Source organism: Streptomyces sp. NPDC088733, assembly GCF_044751185.1.
GTDB lineage: Bacteria > Actinomycetota > Actinomycetes > Streptomycetales > Streptomycetaceae > Actinacidiphila.
In genome coordinates, this window is record NZ_JBIVLH010000034.1 from 1 (window position 1) to 21,113 (window position 21,113).

Below are 21,113 nucleotides of genomic sequence, written 5' to 3' on the forward strand. Positions count from 1 at the left end.
ACCAGCAGCAGATCGCGTACGCCGTACTCGGACACCAGGTGACGCGCGAACAGACCGCCCAGCGCACCACTGGCACCCGTCACCAGCACCGTGCCCTCAAGGACCGGGAGTTCGGCGTCGGGATCCGCGACGGCCCGCGCCAGGCGAGGCGCCAGGAACTGTCCGTCCCGGACGGCGATTTCCGGCTCACCGGTGGCCAGCGCCGCCGCGACGACCTCGGGGGCGATCTCACCGTCGAGGTCGATCAGACCGAACCGGCCCGGGTTCTCCGACTGAGCCGAACGGATCAGGCCCCACACCGGGGCGTGCACCAGATCCGCGACCCCGTCACCGGGTGCAGCGGCCACCGCGCCCCGCGTCAGGAACACCAGACGCGAATCGGCGAACCGCTCGTCGCCCAGCCACTCCTGCACCAGCGCGAGCACCCGGCCCGTCTCCGCATGCACCGCACCGGGCACGTCCGGCACCGGCTCGTCGACCACGCACGGCACGACCAGCACCGCCGGAACCACGCCGCCATCGTCCTCGAAGGTCTGGAGTCCGGCACTCGCCAGCGTCCAGTCGTCGACCGAACCGCCGGCAGTCACCGGCGACCACTCGACGCGGAACAGCGCATCACCCTGACCGGCACCCGGCCCGGCGAACTGCTCCGGTGAGAACGCCCGCAACACGAGACCGGCCACGGACGCCACCGGGACGCCCTCGGCGTCCGCCAGCTCCAGCGCCACGACATCACGGCCCGTACGCGACAACCGCACCCGTACCTCGGACGCGCCGACGGCGTGCACGGTCACACCCGACCAGGAGAACGGCAGCTTGGCCGCACCGTCCGCGCTGTCGGTCCCGCTCACGCCCAGCGCGTGCAGCGCCGCGTCCAACAGCGCCGGATGCACTCCGAAGGCACCCGCCTCGGCCTCCGCCGACTCCGGCAGCCGCACCTCGGCGAACACATCCTCACCGAGACGCCACACCGACCGCAGACCGCGGAACACCGGCCCGTAACCGAAGCCGACATCCGCCAGACCCTCGTACAGCCCGTCAATCGCAACCGGCTCGGCCCCGACCGGCGGCCACACCGCCAGATCGAAGCCCGGCACCGCGCCTCGCTCCGCCAGCACACCAGCGGCATGCCGCACCCACGACGCATCCTCCACACGCGAATGCAGCACCAGCGCCCGACGGCCCTCACCATCAGCGGCACCCACCGACAACCGCAGCTGCACACCACCGTGCTCCGGCAGCACCAGCGGCGCCTCCAGCGTCAGATCCTCCAGGACCTCACACCCCACCAGCTCACCCGCACGCACCGCCAACTCAACGAAGGCAGTGCCCGGCAGCAGCACCGAGCCCATCACCGCGTGATCAGCAAGCCACGGGTGCGTGGTCAGCGACAGGCGCCCGGTGAACACCACCCCGCCCGAATCCGGCAGCTCAACCGCCGCACCCAGCAACGGATGATCCGCCGCACCGAGACCGAATCCCGTGGCATCGCCGGGGCCGGCCTGCGCTCCGCCCGACTCGAGCCAGAACCACTCGCGCTGGAAGGCGTAGGTGGGCAGTTCGACCTGCCGACTGCCGGTCGGCGCGAAGTACGCCTCCCAGTCCACGCTGACTCCGGCGGTGTAGGCCTGGGCCACGGCCGCGGTGAGGGTGCCGACCTCGGGCCGGCCGCCGCGCAGCGCCGGGGCGAAGACGGCCCCGTCCTCCGTCAGGCACTCCTGCGCCATGGCCGACAGCACGCCGTCGGGGCCGAGTTCGAGATACGTGGTGACGCCCGCGGCCTCCAGGGCACGGACACCGTCCAGGAAGCGCACGGCCTCACGGACATGACGCACCCAGAAGTCCGCCGAGCCCATCTCGTCCGTGACCACGGCACCGGTCAGGTTCGAGACAACCGCGATACGCGGAGCCTCGAACGACAGCCCCTCGACCACCTCGCGGAACGCGTCGAGCATCCCGTCCATGTGCGGCGAGTGGAAGGCATGACTGACCGTCAGCCGCTTCGACTTCCTGTCCCCGAACGACTCCACGATCGCGACCGCGGCATCCTCATCACCCGCGATCACCACCGCCTGCGGCCCATTGACCGCAGCAATGCTCACCCGCTCGCTCAGCAGCGGCAGAACCTCGTCCTCCGAAGCCTGCAACGCGATCATCACGCCACCCGCAGGCAGCGCCTGCATCAACCGCCCACGAGCCTCGACCAGCGTGCACGCATCCTCAAGCGACAGCACCCCGGCAACGTGCGCGGCGGCAATCTCACCCACGGAGTGACCGGACAGGAAGTCCGGCTTCACACGCCACGACTCCAGAAGCCGGAAGAGCGCGACCTCCACCGCGAACAACGCAGGCTGCGCGAACTCCGTACGGTCCAACACCTCAGCGTCATCACCGAACAGCACACCCAGACCCAGCCGCTCACCCACCGCGTCCAACGCCTTCGCGAACACCGGATAGGCCGCGTACAACTCACGCCCCATCCCCAGCCGCTGACTCCCCTGCCCCGTGAACAGGAACGCGAGCTTGCCCGTGGCCGGGGACGAACCCCGCACCAGGCCCGCTGCACCCTGTCCGTCGGCGAGGGCGGCCAGGCCGCGCAGCAGCTCGTCGCGGTCCGCCGCCACGACCGCCGCACGCTGCTGGAATGCGGCGCGCCGGGTGGCCAGGGAGTAGGCCACATCGGCGGTGCCGATCTCCGGGGCCTCTTCGAGGAGGTGCGTGTGCAGGCGGGCCGCCTGGTCGCGCACGGCGTCCTCGGTCTTCGCCGACAGCACGTAGGGCAGTGCGGTGGTTGCCGGAGCGGCCGGGGTCGGCCTTGCCTTCGTGATCGGGGCGAGGTCGTCGGGGGCCTGCTCGATGATCGTGTGGGCGTTGGTGCCGCTGATGCCGAAGGACGAGATGCCGGCACGACGCGGGCGGCCGGTCACGGGCCACGGAACCGAGTCGGCCAGGAGGGAGACAGCGCCCTCGGACCAGTCGACGTGCGGGGTCGGCTCGTCCACGTGCAGGGTCTGCGGCAGCACGCCGTGGCGCATCGCCATGATCATCTTGATGATGCCCGCGACACCGGCCGCGGCCTGCGTGTGGCCCATGTTGGACTTGATGGATCCGATCCAGAGCGGCTGCTCGTCACTGTGCTCCTGGCCGTAAGTGGCAAGGAGCGCCTGGGCCTCGATCGGGTCGCCCAGCGTCGTGCCCGTGCCGTGCGCCTCGACCACGTCGATCTCGTCGCCCGACAGGCCCGCGCTCGCGAGCGCGGCACGGATCACCCGCTGCTGCGACGGACCGTTCGGCGCCGTCAGACCGTTGCTCGCGCCGTCCTGGTTGATCGCGGAACCGCGGACCACCGCGAGGACCGGGTGGCCGTTGCGGCGGGCGTCGGACAGCCGCTCCACGAGCAGCATGCCCGCGCCCTCGGCCCAGCTCGTGCCGTCGGCCGCCGCAGCGAAGGACTTGATACGCCCGTCGGGGGCCAGGCCGCGCTGCCGGCTGAACTCGGTGAACGTGCCAGGGGTCGCCATGACGGTCACACCACCGGCGAGCGCCATCGTGCACTCGCCGTTGCGCAGCGCCTGGATCGCCCAGTGCAGCGCCACCAGCGACGACGAACACGCCGTGTCCACCGTGACCGCCGGACCCTCGAGACCGAACGCGTACGACACACGACCCGACGCGATGCTCCCGGAGTTACCCGTACCGAGGTATCCCTCGACGCCGTCAGGCACGGAGGTGATCCGGGTGGCGTAGTCGTGGTACATGATGCCCGCGAAGACGCCGGTACGGCTGCCGCGCATCGCGGCCGGGTCGATACCGGCGCGCTCGAACGCCTCCCACGAGGTCTCCAGCAGCAGACGCTGCTGCGGATCCATCGCCACCGCCTCACGCGGCGAGATCCCGAAGAACGCGGGGTCGAACCGACCCGCGTCGTGCAGGAAGCCACCCGACTGCGTGTAGCTCGTCCCCCGGCCGTCCGGGTCCGGATCGAACAACGCGTCCAGATCCCACCCACGACCCTGCGGGAACACCGAGATCGCATCACCGCCACCGACCACCAGCCGCCACAGATCCTCCGGGGTCTCCACCCCACCCGGATAACGGCAGCTCATGCCCACGATCGCGATCGGCTCGTCGTCCAGCACCCCAGCCCGCACCGGCACCAACGCCGCGCCGACCGGTTCCACCAGACCCAGCACCTCGCCCAGCAAGAACTCCGCCAGCGCCCCCGCCGTCGGATAGTCGAAGACCAGCGTCGCCGGCAGCCGCACACCCGCCACCGAACCCAACCGGTTCCGCAACTCCACCGCGGTCAGCGAATCGAAGCCCAACTCCTTGAACGCACGATCCGCCGGCACCTCATCGACCGAACCATGACCCAGAACACCCGCCACCTCACCCCGCACCACATCGAGCACCGCCGCGGAGCGCTCGTTCTCGGCGAGTCTGGCCACCCGCTCGCGCAGTGCGGACGCGCCGACCGCGGCACCGTGCGCGGCCGCCCGTCGCGCCGGGACGCGAACGAGCCCGCGCAGCAGGTCGGGAAGCATCCCGCTGCGCGCCTGGAGGCGCAGGGCGGGCATGTCCAGCGGCAGCGGGACGAGCAGCGGCTCGGTCGTGCGCTGCGAGGCGTCGAAGAGGGCGAGGCCGGTCTCCGGGGCCAGTACGGTGATGCCGCCGCGGTTGATCCGTTCGCGATCGGTCTCCCCCAGGTCCCCGCCCATGCCGCCGTCCCACAGGCCCCAGGCCAGCGATGTCGCGGCGAGGCCCTGCGCCCTGCGGTGCGCGGCCAGCGCGTCCAGGAAGGAGTTGGCCGCTGCGTAGTTCGCTTGACCGGCGCCACCGAAGACACCGGCGGCCGAGGAGAACAGTACGAAGGCCGACAGATCCATGTCCTGCGTCAGCTCGTGCAGGTTCCACGCCGCGTCCACCTTCGGACGCAGCACGGCCGACAGACGCTCCGCCGTCAGCGACCCGACGACACCGTCGTCAAGGACACCCGCGGTGTGCACCACCGCCGACAGCGGACGATCCGCCAGTAGCCCGGCCAGGGCGTCCCGGTCGGCCACATCGCACGCCGCCCACGCCACCGACGCACCCAGACCCGCCAGTTCAGCGGTCAGGTCCTCAGCTCCAGGGGCGTCCTCGCCACGGCGGCTGACCAGCAGCAGATCCCGTACCCCGTACGCGGACACCAGATGACGCGCAAACAGACCGCCCAGCGCACCACTGGCACCGGTGACGAGCACCGTGCCCTGCGCGTCCAGCGCACGCTCGGTGTCGGCGCCCACCACGGCGGCGGCCAGCCGCGGCACGCGGAGGGTGTCCCCGCGTACGGCCAACTGGGCCTCGGCGGTCGCCAGCGCCTTCGGCAGAACGTCCGCGGAAAGCGAGTCGATGTCGGTGTCGACGTCGATCAGGCCGAACCGGCCCGGGTTCTCCGACTGCGCCGACCGCACCAGGCCCCACAGCGAGGCGTGCGCGAGATCCGCCACGTCCTCACCCGGCAGGGCCGCGACGGCGCCGCGCGTCAGGAACACCAGCCGCGAGTCGCCGAAGCGCTCGTCGCCCAGCCACTCCTGCACGAGGTCCAGTGCCCACTGCGCGGCTGCATGCGCCGCATCCGCGACGTCGCTCATCGGCTCGTCGGTCACGCACGGTACGACCAGCACCGCCGGGACGGTCCCGCCCTCGGCGGCCACGCCGCGCAGCGCCGCCAGATCCGCGAACGCCTGGGATCCGGCGCCCAGCAGCATCCAGTCCTCGGCCACAGAACCGTCGGCATCGGCTGTCCGGAACTCGGGCCAGTCCACGCGGAACAGGGCGTCGCGGGTGGCGTCCTGGGCCGTGCTCAGCTGGTCGCGGCTCACGCCGCGGAGTGCGAGGCCGGCCACGGACGCCACCGGCACACCGGTGGCGTCGGCGATCTGCAGTGCGACCTCGTCACCGTGGACGGAGGTGAACCGCACGCGCAGCGCGGACGCGCCGACGGCGTGCACGGTCACACCCGACCAGGAGAACGGCAGCTTGGCCTCACCGTCCGCGCTGTCGGTGCCGCTCACGCCCAGCGCGTGCAGCGCCGCGTCCAGCAGCGCCGGATGCAGCCCGAACGCACCCGCCTCGGCCTCCGCCGACTCCGGCAGCCGTACCTCGGCGAACACATCCTCACCGAGACGCCACACCGACCGCAGACCGCGGAACACCGGCCCGTAACCGAACCCGGCATCCGCCAGACCCTCGTACAAACCGTCAATCGCGACCGGCTCGGCCCCGACCGGCGGCCACACCGCCAGATCGAAGCCCGGCACCGCGCCTCGCTCCGCCAGCACACCAGCGGCATGCCGCACCCACGACGCATCCTCCACACGCGAATGCAGCACCAGCGCCCGACGGCCCTCACCATCAGCGGCACCCACCGACAACCGCAGCTGCACACCACCGTGCTCCGGCAGCACCAGCGGCGCCTCCAGCGTCAGATCCTCCAGGACCTCGCAACCGACCAGCTCACCCGCACGCACGGCCAACTCAACGAAGGCAGTGCCCGGCAGGAGCACCGAGCCCATGACCGCATGGTCCGCGAGCCACGGGTGCGTGGTCAGCGACAGACGACCGGTGAACACCACCCCGCCCGAATCCGGCAGCTCAACCGCCGCACCCAGCAACGGATGATCCGCCGCACCGAGACCGGCCGACGCGACGTCGCCCTGCGTACGACCCGCGTCCAGCCAGTAGACAGAGCGCTGGAACGCGTAGGTCGGCAGGTCGACGCGCTGGGGGCGGTCAGGGGCGAAGTACGTCTGCCAGTCGACGGGTACACCGCGCACGTGGGCGGTCGCGGCTGCCGTGAGCAGCGTCTCGGCCTCCGGCCGGCCGTTCCTCAGCGCCGTGGCGAAGGCGGCGTTCTCACCGGTCAGGCACTCCTGCGCCATGGCCGACAGGACACCGTCGGGGCCGAGTTCGAGATACGTGGTCACGCCCGCGGCCTCCAGGGCACGGACACCGTCCAGGAAGCGCACCGCCTCACGGACATGACGCACCCAGAAGTCGGGCGATGCCATCTCGTCCGTGACGACGGCACCGGTCAGGTTGGAGACGACCGCAATACGCGGGGCCTCGAACGACAGCCCGGACACCACCTCGCGGAAGGCGTCCAGCATCCCGTCCATGTGCGGCGAGTGGAACGCATGACTGACCGTCAGCCGCTTCGACTTCCTGTCCCCGAACGACTCCACGATCGCGACCGCGGCATCCTCATCACCCGCGATCACCACCGACCGCGGACCGTTGACCGCCGCGATGCTCACCCGCTCACCCAGCAGCGGCAGAACCTCGTCCTCCGACGCCTCCAGCGCGATCATCACACCGCCACCCGGCAGCGCCTGCATCAACCGCCCACGAGCCTCGACCAGCGTGCACGCATCCTCAAGCGACAGCACCCCGGCAACGTGCGCGGCGGCAATCTCACCCACGGAGTGGCCCAACACAAAGTCCGGCTTCACACCCCAGGACTCCAGCAGCCGGAAGAGCGCGACCTCCACCGCGAACAACGCAGGCTGCGCGAACTCCGTACGGTCCAACACCTCAACGTCATCACCAAACAGCACACCCAGACCCAGCCGCTCACCCACCGCGTCCAACGCCTCGGCAAACACCGGATAGGCGTTGTACAACTCACGCCCCATCCCCAGCCGCTGACTCCCCTGCCCCGTGAACAGGAACGCCAGCTTTCCGGCACCGGCGGCGCCCCGCGTCACCGAACCCGACGTGGCGTCCGCCGCCAGAGCGGCCAGGCCGCGCAGCAGCTCGTCCCGGTCCGCCGCCACGACCGCCGCGCGCTGGTCGAGCAGGGCGCGGCTGGTGACGAGGGAGTGGCCGATGTCGGCGGGGCGGGCGTCGGGGTGGGCCTCGACGTGGGCGTGCAGCGCACCGGCCTGGGCGCGCAGCGCTTCCGGTGTCCGGGCGGAGAGGAGCCACGGGAGGGTGCGCGCGGCGGGTGCGTCCCCGGCCGGGGCCGGCACAGGGACAGCGTCGGGGGCCTGCTCGATGATGGCGTGGGCGTTGGTGCCGCTCATGCCGAACGAGGAGATGCCGGCGCGGCGCGGGCGGCCGGTGTCGGGCCAGTCCATCTGCTCGGTCAGCAGCGAGACCGCGCCCTCGGACCAGTCGACGTGCGGGCTCGGCGCGTCGACGTGCAGGGTCTCCGGCAGCACGCCGTGCTGCATCGCGAGGACCATCTTGATGATGCCCGCGACACCGGCCGCGGCCTGCGTGTGGCCGAAGTTGGACTTGATGGAGCCCAGCCACAGCGGCTGGTCCTCGGTCTTGTCGCGGCCGTAGGTGGCCAGGAGCGCCTGGGCCTCGATCGGGTCGCCCAGGGTCGTGCCCGTGCCGTGGGCCTCGACGGCGTCGACGTCCGCGGCCGTCAGGCCGGCGTTCGCGAGCGCGGCGCGGATCACCCGCTGCTGGGACGGGCCGTTGGGGGCCGTCAGGCCGTTGCTGGCACCGTCCTGGTTGACCGCGGAGCCGCGCACCACCGCCAGCACCGGGTGGCCGTTGCGGCGCGCGTCCGACAGCCGCTCCACGAGCAGCATGCCCGCGCCCTCGCCCCACGCGGTGCCGTCGGCGGCGGCCGCGAAGGGCTTGCAGCGGCCGTCGGCGGCGAGGCCGCGCTGGCGGCTGAACTCGGTGAAGACGTCGGGGGTGGTGATGATGGTGACGCCGCCCGCGAGGGCGATCGTGCACTCGCCGTTGCGCAGGGCCTGCGCGGCGAGGTGCAGGGCGACCAGCGACGAGGAGCACGCGGTGTCGACGGTGACGGCCGGGCCCTCGAAGCCGAAGGTGTACGAGACGCGGCCGGAGGCGATGCTGCTGGAGCCTCCCGTGCCGAGGTAGCCCTCGACCCCTTCGGGGACCGTGTTCAGCCGCGAGACGTAGTCGTTGTGCATCTGGCCGACGAACACGCCGACCTGACGGCCGCGGAGGTCGCCCGGATCGATTCCGGCCCGCTCGAACGCCTCCCAGGACGTCTCCAGCAGCAGCCGCTGCTGCGGGTCCATGGCCAGGGCCTCGCGCGGGTTGATCCCGAAGAACGCGGGGTCGAAGTGGTGGGCGTCGTAGAAGAAGCCGCCTTCGCGGGCGTAGGAGGTGCCGGGGCTGTCGGGGTCGGGGTTGTAGAGGCCGTCGAGGTCCCAGCCGCGGTCGGTGGGGAGGTGGCCGATGCCGTCGCGGCCGTCGGCGAGCAGGCTCCAGAGGTCCTCGGGAGTGCGGACGTCGCCGGGGAAGCGGCAGCTCATGGCGACGATCGCGATGGGGTCGTCGGCCTCGGCGGCGCGCGCGGCCCGGCCGGGGACGGCGGCGGCCGCTGCGGCAACCGCCGCCTGCGAGCCGAGGAGTTCGGCCTTGAGGTAGCCGGCGAGCACCGTCGGCGTCGGGTAGTCGAAGACGAGGGTGGCGGGCAGGCGGATGCCGGCGGCCGCGCCGAGCCGGTTGCGGAACTCGACGGCCGTCAGCGAGTCGAAGCCGAGGTCCTTGAAGGCGCGGGTGGGTTCGACGGCGTCCGGGGTGGCGTGGCCGAGGACGGCGGCGACCTGGCCGCGGACGAGGTCGAGCAGGAGGGCGTCGCGTTCGTCCTCGGGCAGGCGGACGAGCCGGTCGACGAGTGGCGTTCCGCCGCCTGCCGCCGGTGCCCCGGCGGCGGCGCGGCGGGTCGTGGTGCGGACCAGGCCGCGCAGGAGGTGGGGCACCATGCTGGCGTCGGCCCGGCGCAGCGGCGCGAGGTCGAGATGCATGGGGACGAGGAGGGCGTCGCCGGTGCCGCGGGCGGTGTCGAGGAGGGCCAGGCCCTCGTCGGAGGACAGGCCGAGGACCCCGGAGCGGGTCATGCGGTCCTTGTCGGCGGTGTCGAGTTCGCCGGTCATGCCGCTGGCCTCGGCCCACAGGCCCCACGCGAGGGAGGTTCCGGCGAGGCCGTGGGCCTGCCGGTGGCGGGCGAGGGCGTCGAGGAAGGCGTTGGCGGCGGCGTAGTTGGCCTGGCCGGCGCCGCCGAAGGTGCCGGCGGCGGAGGAGAAGAGCACGAAGTCGGCGAGGTCGAGCCGGCGGGTGAGGTCGTGCAGGTGGAGCGCCGCGTCGACCTTGGGCCGCAGGACGGTGTCGAGGCGCTCCGGGGTGAGGGAGTCGATGACGCCGTCGTCGAGGACGCCCGCGGTGTGCACGACGGCGGTGAGGGGGTGCCCGGCCGGTACGGAGTCGAGCAGGGCGGCGAGCGCGTCGCGGTCGGCGGTGTCGCAGGCGGCGATGGTGACCTGGGCACCCAGGGCGCGCAGTTCATCGGCGAGTTCGCGGGCTCCGGCGGCGGACTCACCGCGGCGGCTGGTGAGCAGCAGGTGGCGGGCCCCGCGCGTGGTGACGGCGTGCCGGGCGACGAGGGCGCCGAGGGTGCCGGTGCCGCCGGTGATGAGGACGGTGCCCTCGGGGTCCCAGGCGGTGGGCAGGGTCAGCACGATCTTGCCGACGTGGCGGGCCTGGCTGAGGTAGCGGAAGGCCTCGGGGGCCTGGCGCAGGTCCCACGCCGAGACCGGGACCGGCCGCAGGGCGCCGGCATCGAAGAGGGCCAGCAGTTCGGTGAGCATCGCCTGGATGCGGTCGAGGCCGGCCTCGGTCAGGTCGAAGGCCTGGTAGGTGACGCCGGGGTGGGCGGCGGCGACCTCCTCGGGCGAGCGGACGTCGGTCTTGCCCATCTCCACGAAGCGTCCGCCGCGCGGCAGCAGCCGCAGCGAGGCGTCCACGAACTCCCGTGCCAGAGAGTCGAGGACGACGTCGACGCCGCGGCCGCCGGTGGCGGTACGGAAAGCGTCCTCGAAGTCGAGGGTGCGGGAGGAGGCGATGCGGTCGTCGATGAGGCCGAGTCCGCGCAGGGTGTCCCACTTGCCGGGGCTGGCGGTGGCGTAGACGTCGGCGCCCCAGTGACGGGCGAGCTGGACGGCGGCCATGCCGACGCCGCCCGCGGCCGCCTGGATGAGGACGGACTCACCGCCACGCAGTGCCGCGAGGTCGTGGAGCGCGTAGTACGCCGTCATGAAGACGATCGGCACCGACGCCGCCTCGGCGAACGTCCAGCCGTCCGGCATCGGGGCGACCATACGCCGGTCGACAACGGCCAACGGACCGAACGCACCGGGCAGCATGCCCATCACACGGTCGCCGGGGGCGAGGTCGGTGACGCCGGGGCCCGTCTCCACGACGAGGCCGGCGCCCTCGCTGCCCATGAGGCCCGGGTCGCCCGGGTACATGCCGAGGGCGTTGAGGACGTCGCGGAAGTTGAGGCCGGCGGCGCGGACGGCGACGCGGACCTGACCGGGCTCCAGCGGTGCCTCGGACTCGGGGCTGGGCAGCAGGGTGAGGTTGTCCAAGGTGCCCTTGTCCTGGATGTCCATGCGCCAGGCGCTGGTGTCCGCGGGCGGGGTCAGCGGTGTCGTGGCGGGGACCCGGGCAAGCCGGGGCGCGTGGACGGTGCCGCGGCGGACGGCGAGTTGGGGTTCTCCGGTGGCGAGGGCCGCGGGCAGCGCCTGCGCGGAGGCGGGGTCGCCGTCGAGGTCGACGAGGACGAACCGGTCGGGGTTCTCGGACTGCGCGGTGCGGACCAGGCCCCACACGGCGGCATGGGCGAGGTCGGCGACGTCCCAGTCGCTCTGGGTGGCGACGGCGCCGCGGGTGACGAGCACCAGGCGGGAGGCGGCGAGCCGGTCGTCGGCGAGCCACTCCTTGACGAGGGCCAGTGCCCGGTGCGCGGCGGTGTGCACGGAGTCCGCGAGGGCGTCGGGGGCCGTGTCGCGGGCGAGGTGGGCGAGGACGTACGCGGGCGCGGGGGCGCCGGCCGCCTCGAGGGCGGCGGTGAGAGCGTCCAGGCCGCTGTGGGCCGTGGTGTCGACGCCGGGGACGTCCAGCGCGTCGGGCCCGACGCAGGCCCACGGCGCGCCGGCGGCGGGGGCGTCGGCGGGCAGGGGAAGGGTGGCCCAGTCGACGCGGTACAGGGACTCGTGGTGGGCGGAGCGCGCGCTGCCGATCCGGTCGGCGGAGACGGGCCGCACCATGAGGCTGCCGACGGTGGCGACGGGTGCGCCGGTGGTGTCGGCGATGCGAAGGGAGAGGGTGTCCTCGCCGCTGCTGGTGAGGTGGACGCGCAGCGTGGAGGCGCCGGCGGCGTGCAGGGACACCTGGCGCCAGGAGAAGGGCAGCCGGCCGGGGCGTTCGCCGTCGGGGGCGGGCTGGACGAAGGTGCCGTGCAGGGCGGCGTCGAGCAGTGCCGGGTGCAGGCCGAAGCGGGCGGCCTCGCCCTGCTGGTCGTCGGGCAGGGCGACTTCGGCGTAGACGTTGTCGCCGGCCACCCAAGCGGCGCGCAGGCCCTGGAAGAGCGGGCCGTAGGCGAAGCCGCCCTGGCCGAGGTGCTCGTACAGGCCGTCGACGCCGACGGCTTCGGCGCCCGGCGGGGGCCAGGCGGTGAGGTCGAAGGCAGGGGCGGGTGCTCCGCCGGAGAGCACGCCGGTGGCGTGCCGGGTCCACGGCTCGTCGGCGGGGGCGTCGTGGTCGGTGGACCAGACGTCCAGGGCGCGGCGGCCGGTCGCGTCGGGGTTGCCGACGGCGATCTGGATGCGGACGACGGCGCCGGGCGCGAGGACGAGGGGGGCTTCGAGGGTGAGTTCCTCCAGCAGGTCGCAGCCGGCCTGGTCGCCCGCGCGGACGGCGAGTTCGACGAAGGCGGTGCCGGGCAGGAGGACGGAGCCCATGACGGCGTGGTCGGCGAGCCAGGGGTGGGTGTCGAGGGAGAGGCGTCCGGTGAGCAGGAACCCTTCGCCGTCGGCGAGGGCGACCGCGGCGCCGAGCAGCGGGTGGTGGGCGGCGCCCAGGCCGGCGGACTCGACGTCGCCGACGAATCCAGCCGGCGTCTCCAGCCAGAACCGTTCGCGCTGGAAGGCGTAGGTGGGCAGATCGACGCGGTGCGCGCCGGTCCCGGCGAAGTACGCCTGCCAGTCGACCGCGATGCCCCGGGTGTGGGCGGCGGCCAGCGCCTCGGTCACGGCCTCGGCCTCGCCGCGGTCGCGGCGCAGGGCGGGCAGGAAGACGGGGGCGTCGGCGGGGTCGGCGGTCTCGGGGAGGCAGTCGCGGCCGAGGCCGGACAGCACGCCCTGCGGGCCGAGTTCGAGGTAGGTGGTGACGTGTTCGGCGTCCAGGGTGCGGATGCCGTCGAGGAAGCGGACGGCCTCGCGGACGTGCGCGACCCAGTGGCCGGCGGTGCGCAGTTCGTCGCCGGCGAGCCGCCCGGTGAGGTTGCTGACGACGGGGACGGTCGCCCGGTGGTAGGTGATTGACTCGGCGACCTCGCGGAAGTCGTCGAGCATGCCGTCCATCAGCGGGGAGTGGAAGGCGTGGCTGACGGTCAGACGCCGGGTGCGGCGGCCGCGGCGCTCGAACTCGGCGGCGATCTCCAGGGCGAGGGTCTCCTCGCCGGAGATGACGACGGCGTCGGCGGCGTTGACGGCGGCGATGCCGATCCGGTCCTCGTGTCCGGCCAGCAGCGGCAGCACCTCGTCCTCGGCGGCCGCCAGGGCGATCATGGCGCCGCCCTCGGGGAGGGCCTGCATGAGCCGGCCGCGGGCGGCGACCAGCCGGGCAGCGTCGGAGAGCGTGAGGACACCGCCGACGTGGGCCGCGGTGATCTCGCCGATGGAGTGGCCGGAGACGTAGTCGGGGCGGACGCCCCAGGACTCGACGAGCCGGTAGAGCGCGGTCTCCAGCGCGAACAGGGCGGGCTGGGTGTACGCGGTGCGGTCGAGTTCGTCCCCATCGGACGCGAACAGCACGTCCTTCAGGGGGCGTTCGAGGTACGGGGCGAACTCCTCGCACACCGCGTCCAGCGCGGCGGCGAACACGGCGTGGGTGTCGTACAGTTCGCGGCCCATGCCGGGGCGCTGGCTGCCCTGTCCGGTGAACAGGATCGCGGTCCTGCCGTCGGCGGTGGTGTGCCGGACGACATGGGCGCCGTCCTGGTCCCCGGCGAGCGCGGCGAGGCCGGCGAGCAGCTCGTCGCGGTCGTGGGCGACGACGGCGGCCCGGCGGTCCAGGGCGGTGCGGGTGGTGGCCAGCGACAGCGCCATGTCGGCGGGGGCGGCCTCGGGCCGCTCGGCGAGGTGGGCGGCCAGGCGGGCGGCCTGGGCGCGCAGCGCGGCGGGGGTGCGGCCGGACAGCACGAAGGGCAGCGGGGCGGTCGCGGGGACGGCCGCCGGGGCCGGGCCGGTGATGACGTCCCCTGCCTCGGCGGGGGGCTCCTCGATGATGACGTGCGCGTTGGTGCCGCTGACGCCGAAGGAGGAGATGCCCGCGCGGCGGGGGCGGTCCGTCGCCGGCCAGGGCTCGGCCTCCGTCAGCAGGGAGACGGCGCCGGCGGACCAGTCGATGTGCGGGGACGGCTCGCCGATGTGCAGGGACTGCGGCAGGACGCCGTGCCGCATGGCGAGGATCATCTTGATGATGCCGGCGGCGCCGGCGGCGGCCTGGGTGTGGCCGATGTTGGACTTGATGGAGCCCAGGCGCAGCGGCTGGTCCGCGGCGCGGCCCTGGCCGTAGGTGGCGAGCAGCGCCTGCGCCTCGATGGGGTCGCCGAGCGTGGTGCCCGTGCCGTGCGCCTCGACGGCGTCGACGTCGGCGGTCGTCAGGCCCGCCCCGGCCAGCGCGGCGCGGATGACGCGCTGCTGGGAGGGGCCGTTGGGCGCGGTGAGGCCGTTGCTGGCGCCGTCCTGGTTGACGGCGGTGCCGCGGACGACGGCGAGGACGCGGTGGCCGTTGCGGCGGGCGTCGGAGAGCCGTTCGACGAGGAGCATGCCGGCGCCCTCGGCCCAGCCGGTGCCGTCGGCGTCGGCGGAGAAGGACTTGCAGCGGCCGTTGGTGGACAGGCCGCGCTGGCGGCTGAAGTCGATGAAGGTGTCGGGGGTCGACATGACCGTGACGCCGCCGGCGAGGGCCATGTCGCACTCGCCGCTGCGCAGCGCCTGGACGGCCAGGTGCAGGGCGACCAGCGAGGAGGAGCAGGCGGTGTCGACGGTGACGGCCGGGCCCTCCAGGCCGAGGGTGTACGAGACGCGGCCGGAGGCGACGCTGCCCGCGGTGCCGGTGCCGAGGTAGCCCTCCAGGCCCTCGGGAAGGGCGGCCAGCCGGGTCAGGTAGTCGTGGTACATCACGCCGGCGTAGACGCCGGTGCGGCTGCCGCGCATCGAGGTCGGGTCGATGCCGGCCCGCTCGAAGGCCTCCCAGGACGTCTCCAGCAGCAGCCGCTGGTGGGGGTCCATGGCGAGGGCTTCGCGCGGGTTGATGCCGAAGAAGTCCGGGTCGAAGTCGGCGGCGTCGTGGAGGAAGCCGCCCTCGCGGGTGTAGCTGGTGCCCGCGCGTCCGGGGTCGGCGTCGTAGAGCGCGGCGAGGTTCCAGCCGCGGTCGGTGGGGAACGGGGTGATGGCGTCGACCGAGCCGGCCACGAGCTGCCACAGCTCGTCGGGGGTGGTGACGCCGCCCGGGTAGCGGCAGCTCATGCCGACGATGGCGATCGGCTCGTCGTCGGTCGCGGTGACGGTGGTGACGGCCTTGACCGGGGCCGAGTCGGCGGCGTCGCCGAGGAGTTCGGTGCGCAGGAACGCGACGAGCGCGTTCGGGGTCGGGTAGTCGAAGACGAGGGTGGCGGGCAGGCGCACGCCGGTCGCCGAGCCGAGGCGGTTGCGCAGCTCGACGGCGGTCAGCGAGTCGAAGCCGAGTTCCTTGAAGGCGCGTGCCGGGTCGACGGCCTCGGGGCCGGGGAAGCCGAGGACGGCGGCGACCTGGACGCGGACGGTGTCCAGCAGGAGGCGGTCGCGTTCGGCGGGGGTCAGCGGCAGGAGCCGGCCGGTGAGCCCGCCGGCCGGGGCGGCCTCGGCGGCGTCGGCGGCACGCCGGGCCGCGGGGCGAACCAGTGCGCGCAGCAGGGCGGGCACCATGCTCGCGTCGGCCTGGCGCAGGGACACCAGGTCCAGGTGCATGGGGACGGCGGTGGGCTCGCCGACGGCGCGGGCGGTGTCGAGCAGCGCCAGGCCCTGCTCGGAGGAGAGCGCGGCCACGCCGGCGCGGGAGATCCGCTCCAGGTCGGTGTCGGCGAGGTCGGCGGTCATGCCGCTGCGTTCGGCCCACAGGCCCCAGGCGAGCGCGGTGGCGGGCAGCCCCTCGGCGTGGCGGCGGTGGGCGAGCGCGTCGAGGAAGGCGTTGGCGGCGGCGTAGTTGGCCTGGCCGGGGCCGCCCAGGGTGCCGGCGGCGGCGGAGAACAGGACGAACGCGGCGAGGTCGCTGTCGCGGGTCAGCTCGTGCAGGTGCACGGCGGCGTCGACCTTGGCGGGCAGGACGCGGTCGACGCGGTCGGGGGTGAGCGCTTCGAGGATGCCGTCGTCGAGGACGCCCGCGGTGTGCACGACGGCGGTCAGGGGACGGTCGGCGGGGACCGTCGCCAGCAGCGCGGCCAGCGCGTCGCGGTCGGCGGTGTCGCAGGCGGCGAGGGTGACCTCCGCGCCCAGCTCGCGCAGGTCGGCGAGGAGTTCGGCGGCGCCGGGGGCGGACTCGCCGCGGCGGCTGGTCAGCAGCAGCCGGCGTATGCCGTGCCGGGTGACGAGGTCGCGGGCGACGAGCCCGCCGAGGGTGCCGGTGGCGCCGGTGACGAGGGCGGTGCCGTCGGGGTCGAGGGCGGGCGCCTGCTGCTCGGGCGTGGCGGCGACCCGCGTCAGGCGGGGCACGAGGACCTTGCCGTCGCGGACGGCGAGTTGGGGTTCCGCGGTGGCGAGGGCGAGCGCGCCGGGCAGAGCGCGCAGGGACTCCTCGCGTCCGTCCAGGTCGGCCAGGACGAAGCGGTCGGGGTGCTCGGACTGGGCGGAGCGCAGCATGCCCCACAGCGGGGCGTGGGCGAGGTCGGCGACGTCGGAGCCGGCCGTGGTGGCGACCGCGCCGCGGGTGACGAACACCAGGCGGGAGGCGGCGAAGCGGTCGTCGGCGAGCCAGGCCTGGGCGAGCGCGAGGGCGTCGTGCAGGGCGGTGCGGACGGCGCCCGGCAGGTCGGCGTCGAGGAGGGTCGGCGCGCCGTCGCCGAAGGGCACGACGACGGCCTGCGGGACGGGCCCGCCGGCCGCCAGGGCGGCGCCGAGCGCGTCGAGGCCGGCGTGGACGGCCGCGGTGGGCAGGGCGCCGGTGAACGCGCCGCCCGCCTCGCCCAGCACGGCCCACTGGCCGGCGGCGACGGTGGTCGCGGCGGGCGCGGGGACGCCCGTCCACTCGACGCGGAACAGCGACTCGTGGAAGGCCGTGCGCGCGGCGTGCACCTGCTCGGGCGAGACCGGCCGCAGCAGCAGCCCGTCGACCGAGGCGACGGGGGCGCCGGTCTCGTCGGCGAGGGTGACGGAGACGGTGTCGTTGCCCGCGGGCGCGAGCCGGACCCGCAGGGCGCGGGCGCCGACGGCGTGGAGGGCGACACCGCTCCAGGAGAACGGGAGCCTGCCGTGCTCGGTGTCCTCCAGGAGCGAGCCGATGCCGACGGCGTGCAGGGCCGCGTCCAGGAGCGCGGGGTGGACGCCGAACAGGCCGGCCTCGGCGTGCGCCTGCTGCGGCAGGCGGACCTCGGCGAACACCTCGTCGCCGCGCTGCCAGGCGGCGGTCAGGCCCTGGAAGACGGGGCCGTAGGCGAAGCCGGACTCGGCCAGGTACTCGTACAGGCCGTCGACGACGACCTCGTCGGCGCCCGCGGGCGGCCAGGCGGCGAGGTCGCCCACGGGCGCGGTGGCGCCCGGCGCGGCGGGGGCGAGGACACCGGTGGCGTGGCGGGTCCAGGCGCCCTCGCCCCAGGTGTCGTCTGCGGCGTCCTCGGGACGCGAGTGCAGGGTCAGCGCGCGGCGTCCCTCGGCGTCGGGCGCGCCGACGGCGAGCTGGATCTGCACTCCGCCGTGCGGGGGCAGCGCCAGCGGCGCTTCGAGGGTGAGTTCGTCCAGGAGGGGGCAGCCGGTGTGGTCACCGGCCTGGAGGGCGAGTTCGACCATGGCGGTGCCGGGCAGCAGCACGGTGTCCATCACCGTGTGGTCGGCGAGCCAGGGGTGGGTGGCGAGCGAGAGGCGGCCGGTGAAGAGGTGGCCGTCGCCGCCGGCCAGGGCGATGGCCGCGCCCAGCAGCGGGTGGTCGGCGGAGCCGATGCCGACGGCGGTGACGTCGCCCGCCCAGGCGGTGGGCTGCTCGGGCCAGAACAGCTCGCGCTGGAAGGCGTACGTGGGCAGGTCCACGCGTCCGGCGCCGCGGCCGGCGAACACGGCCCGCCAGTCGACGGCGACACCGTGGACGTGGGCCTGCGCGACCGCTCCGGCCAGGGCGGCCGATTCGGCGCGGTCGGCGCGCAGGACGGGCACGAACAGGGCGTCCGGGTCGTCGACGCACTCCTGGGCGAGGGCGGTCAGCACACCCCCGGGGCCCACCTCGACGAAGGCGGTGACGCCCTGCGCGGCCAGCCGGCGCACGCCGTCGTGGAAGCGGACGGCCTCGCGGACGTGGCGGACCCAGTAGTCGGCGGTGCCGATCTCGTCGGCGGTGACGGAGGCACCGGTGAGGTTGGAGACGATCGGGATGACCGGCGGCCGGTAGTCAATGGTCCCGGCGATGTCGCGGAATGCCTCCAGCATGCCGTCCATCAGCGGGGAGTGGAAGGCGTGACTGACCGTCAGGCGCTTGGTCCTGCGGCCCTGGGCGCGCAGTTCCTCCGCGATCGCCTCGGCGGCGTCCTCGTCGCCGGAGACGACGACGGAGCGCGGGCCGTTGACGGCGGCGATGCCCACCCGGCCGGTGAGCAGCGGCGTCACTTCCTCCTCTGCGGCCTCGACGGCGATCATGGCGCCGCCGGTGGGCAGCGCCTGCATCAGCCGACCGCGGGCGGCGACCAGGCGGGCCGCGTCGGGCAGGGTGAGGACGCCGGAGACGTGGGCGGCGGTGAGTTCGCCGATGGAGTGGCCGATGAGGAAGTCGGGGGCCACGCCCCACTGTTCGAGCTGGCGGAAGAGGGCGACCTCGACCGCGAACAGGGCGGTCTGGGCGTAGGCGGTCTGGTCCAGCAGCGCGGCGCGCGGGCTGTCCTGCGGCGCGAACAGCACGTCGTACAGGGGGGTGTCGAGGTGCCGGTCGAGTTCGTCGCGGACCTCGTCCAGGGCGCGCGCGAAGCCCGGGTGGGTCGCGTACAGGTCGCGGCCCATGCCGGGGCGCTGGCTGCCCTGTCCGGTGAAGAGGAACGCGGTCTTGCCCTCGCCCGCCGTGCCGAGGACGGCCTCCGCGGGCTGTTCGGTGCGGTCGGCGTCCGCCAGCAGGTCGAGGCCGGCGAGCAGGGCGTCGCGGTCGCCGGAGAACAGCACGGCCCTGCGGTCCAGGGCGGCGCGGCTCGTGGCGAGCGAGAAGCCGAGGTCGGTCAGGCCCGCCGCGTCGGCGGCCAGTTCGGGGTGGGTGCGCAGGTGGGCGGCGAGGCGCTCCGCCTGCGCGCGCAGGGCGATGTCGCCGTGGCCGGACAGCAGCAGCGGCACCGGGCCGTCGACGCCCTGCACGGCCTCGGCAGCGGGGGCGGCGTCCTCGGCGGAGGGCTCCTGCGGCTCGTCGGCGCTCGGGGCCTCCTCGATGACGGTGTGCGCGTTGGTGCCGCTGACACCGAAGGAGGAGATGCCGGCGCGGCGCGGCTGCCCGGTCGCGGGCCACGGCACCGACTCGGTGAGCAGGGCGACGTCGCCGGAGGTCCAGTCGACGTTGGTGGAGGGCGCGTCGATGTGGAGCGACTTGGGCAGGACGCCGTGCCGGATCGCCTGCACCATCTTGATGATGCCCGCGACACCGGCGGCGGCCTGCGTGTGGCCGATGTTGGACTTGACCGAGCCCAGCCACAGCGGGCGCCCGTCGGGACGGTTCTGGCCGTAGGTGGCGAGGATCGCCTGCGCCTCGATGGGGTCGCCGAGGGTGGTGCCGGTGCCGTGTGCCTCGACGACGTCGACCTGCGCGGGGCTGAGCCCGGCGTTGGTCAGCGCCTGGCGGATGACGCGCTGCTGGGACGGGCCGTTGGGGGCGGTGAGGCCGTTGCTGGCGCCGTCCTGGTTGATGGCGGAGCCGCGCACGATCGCCAGCACGGGGTGGCCGTTGCGGCGGGCGTCGGAGAGCCGCTCGACGAGCAGCATGCCGACGCCCTCGCCCCAGCCCGTGCCGTCGGCGCCGTCGGCGAACGGCTTGCAGCGGCCGTCGGGGGCCAGCCCCCGCTGCCGGCTGAACTGGATGAAGGCGCGCGGGCTCGACATGACGGTGACGCCGCCCGCGAGGGCGATCGTGCACTCGTCGTTGCGCAGCGCCTGGACGGCCAGGTGCAGCGCGACGAGCGAGGCGGAGCAGGCGGTGTCGACGGTGACGGCCGGGCCCTCGAGGCCGAAGGTGTACGACAGGCGGCCGGAGATGACGCTGGCCGCGTTGCCGGTCATCAGGTATCCCTCGACGCCCTTGGGGACGTCGTGCAGCATCTCGGGATAGTCCTGGCCGTTGGTGCCGATGAACACACCGGCCTTGCTGCCGCGCAGGGTGCCCGGGTCGACCCCGGCGCGCTCGAAGGTCTCCCAGGCGGTCTCCAGCAGCAGGCGCTGCTGGGGGTCCATGCCGAGGGTCTCGCGAGGGCTGATCCCGAAGAACGCGGCGTCGAACTCCCCGACGCCGTTGAGGAATCCGCCCTCGCGGGTGTAGCTGGTGCCTTCCTGGTCGGGGTCGGCGTCGTACAGCGAGTCGATGTCCCAGCCGCGGTCGGACGGGAAGTCGGTGATGGCGTCGCGGCCCTGGGCGACCAGGTCCCACAGGCCCTCCGGCGACGTGATGCCGCCGGGGAACCGGCAGCTCATGCCGACGATCGCGATCGGCTCCGGCTCCGCCGACTCGACCTCGCGGAGCCGCTGCCGGGTCTGGTGCAGATCGGCCGTCACCCGCTTCAGGTAACCGAGGATCTTGTCCTGATCTGCCATTGGAACCTCACCCATGCTTCTCGTCACACCTTCGCGCTGCTGCTGCCTGCTGAGTGC

General features: G+C 74.0%; 1 protein-coding gene. It reads right to left on the bottom strand.

The window, feature by feature from the left end; translation table 11 throughout:
* On the bottom strand, window positions 1–21,083 hold a 21,083-nt coding region (locus ACIP64_RS37620), incomplete at its 3' end, for an SDR family NAD(P)-dependent oxidoreductase (RefSeq protein ID WP_401596276.1).
* Window positions 21,084–21,113 lie beyond the last annotated feature (30 nt).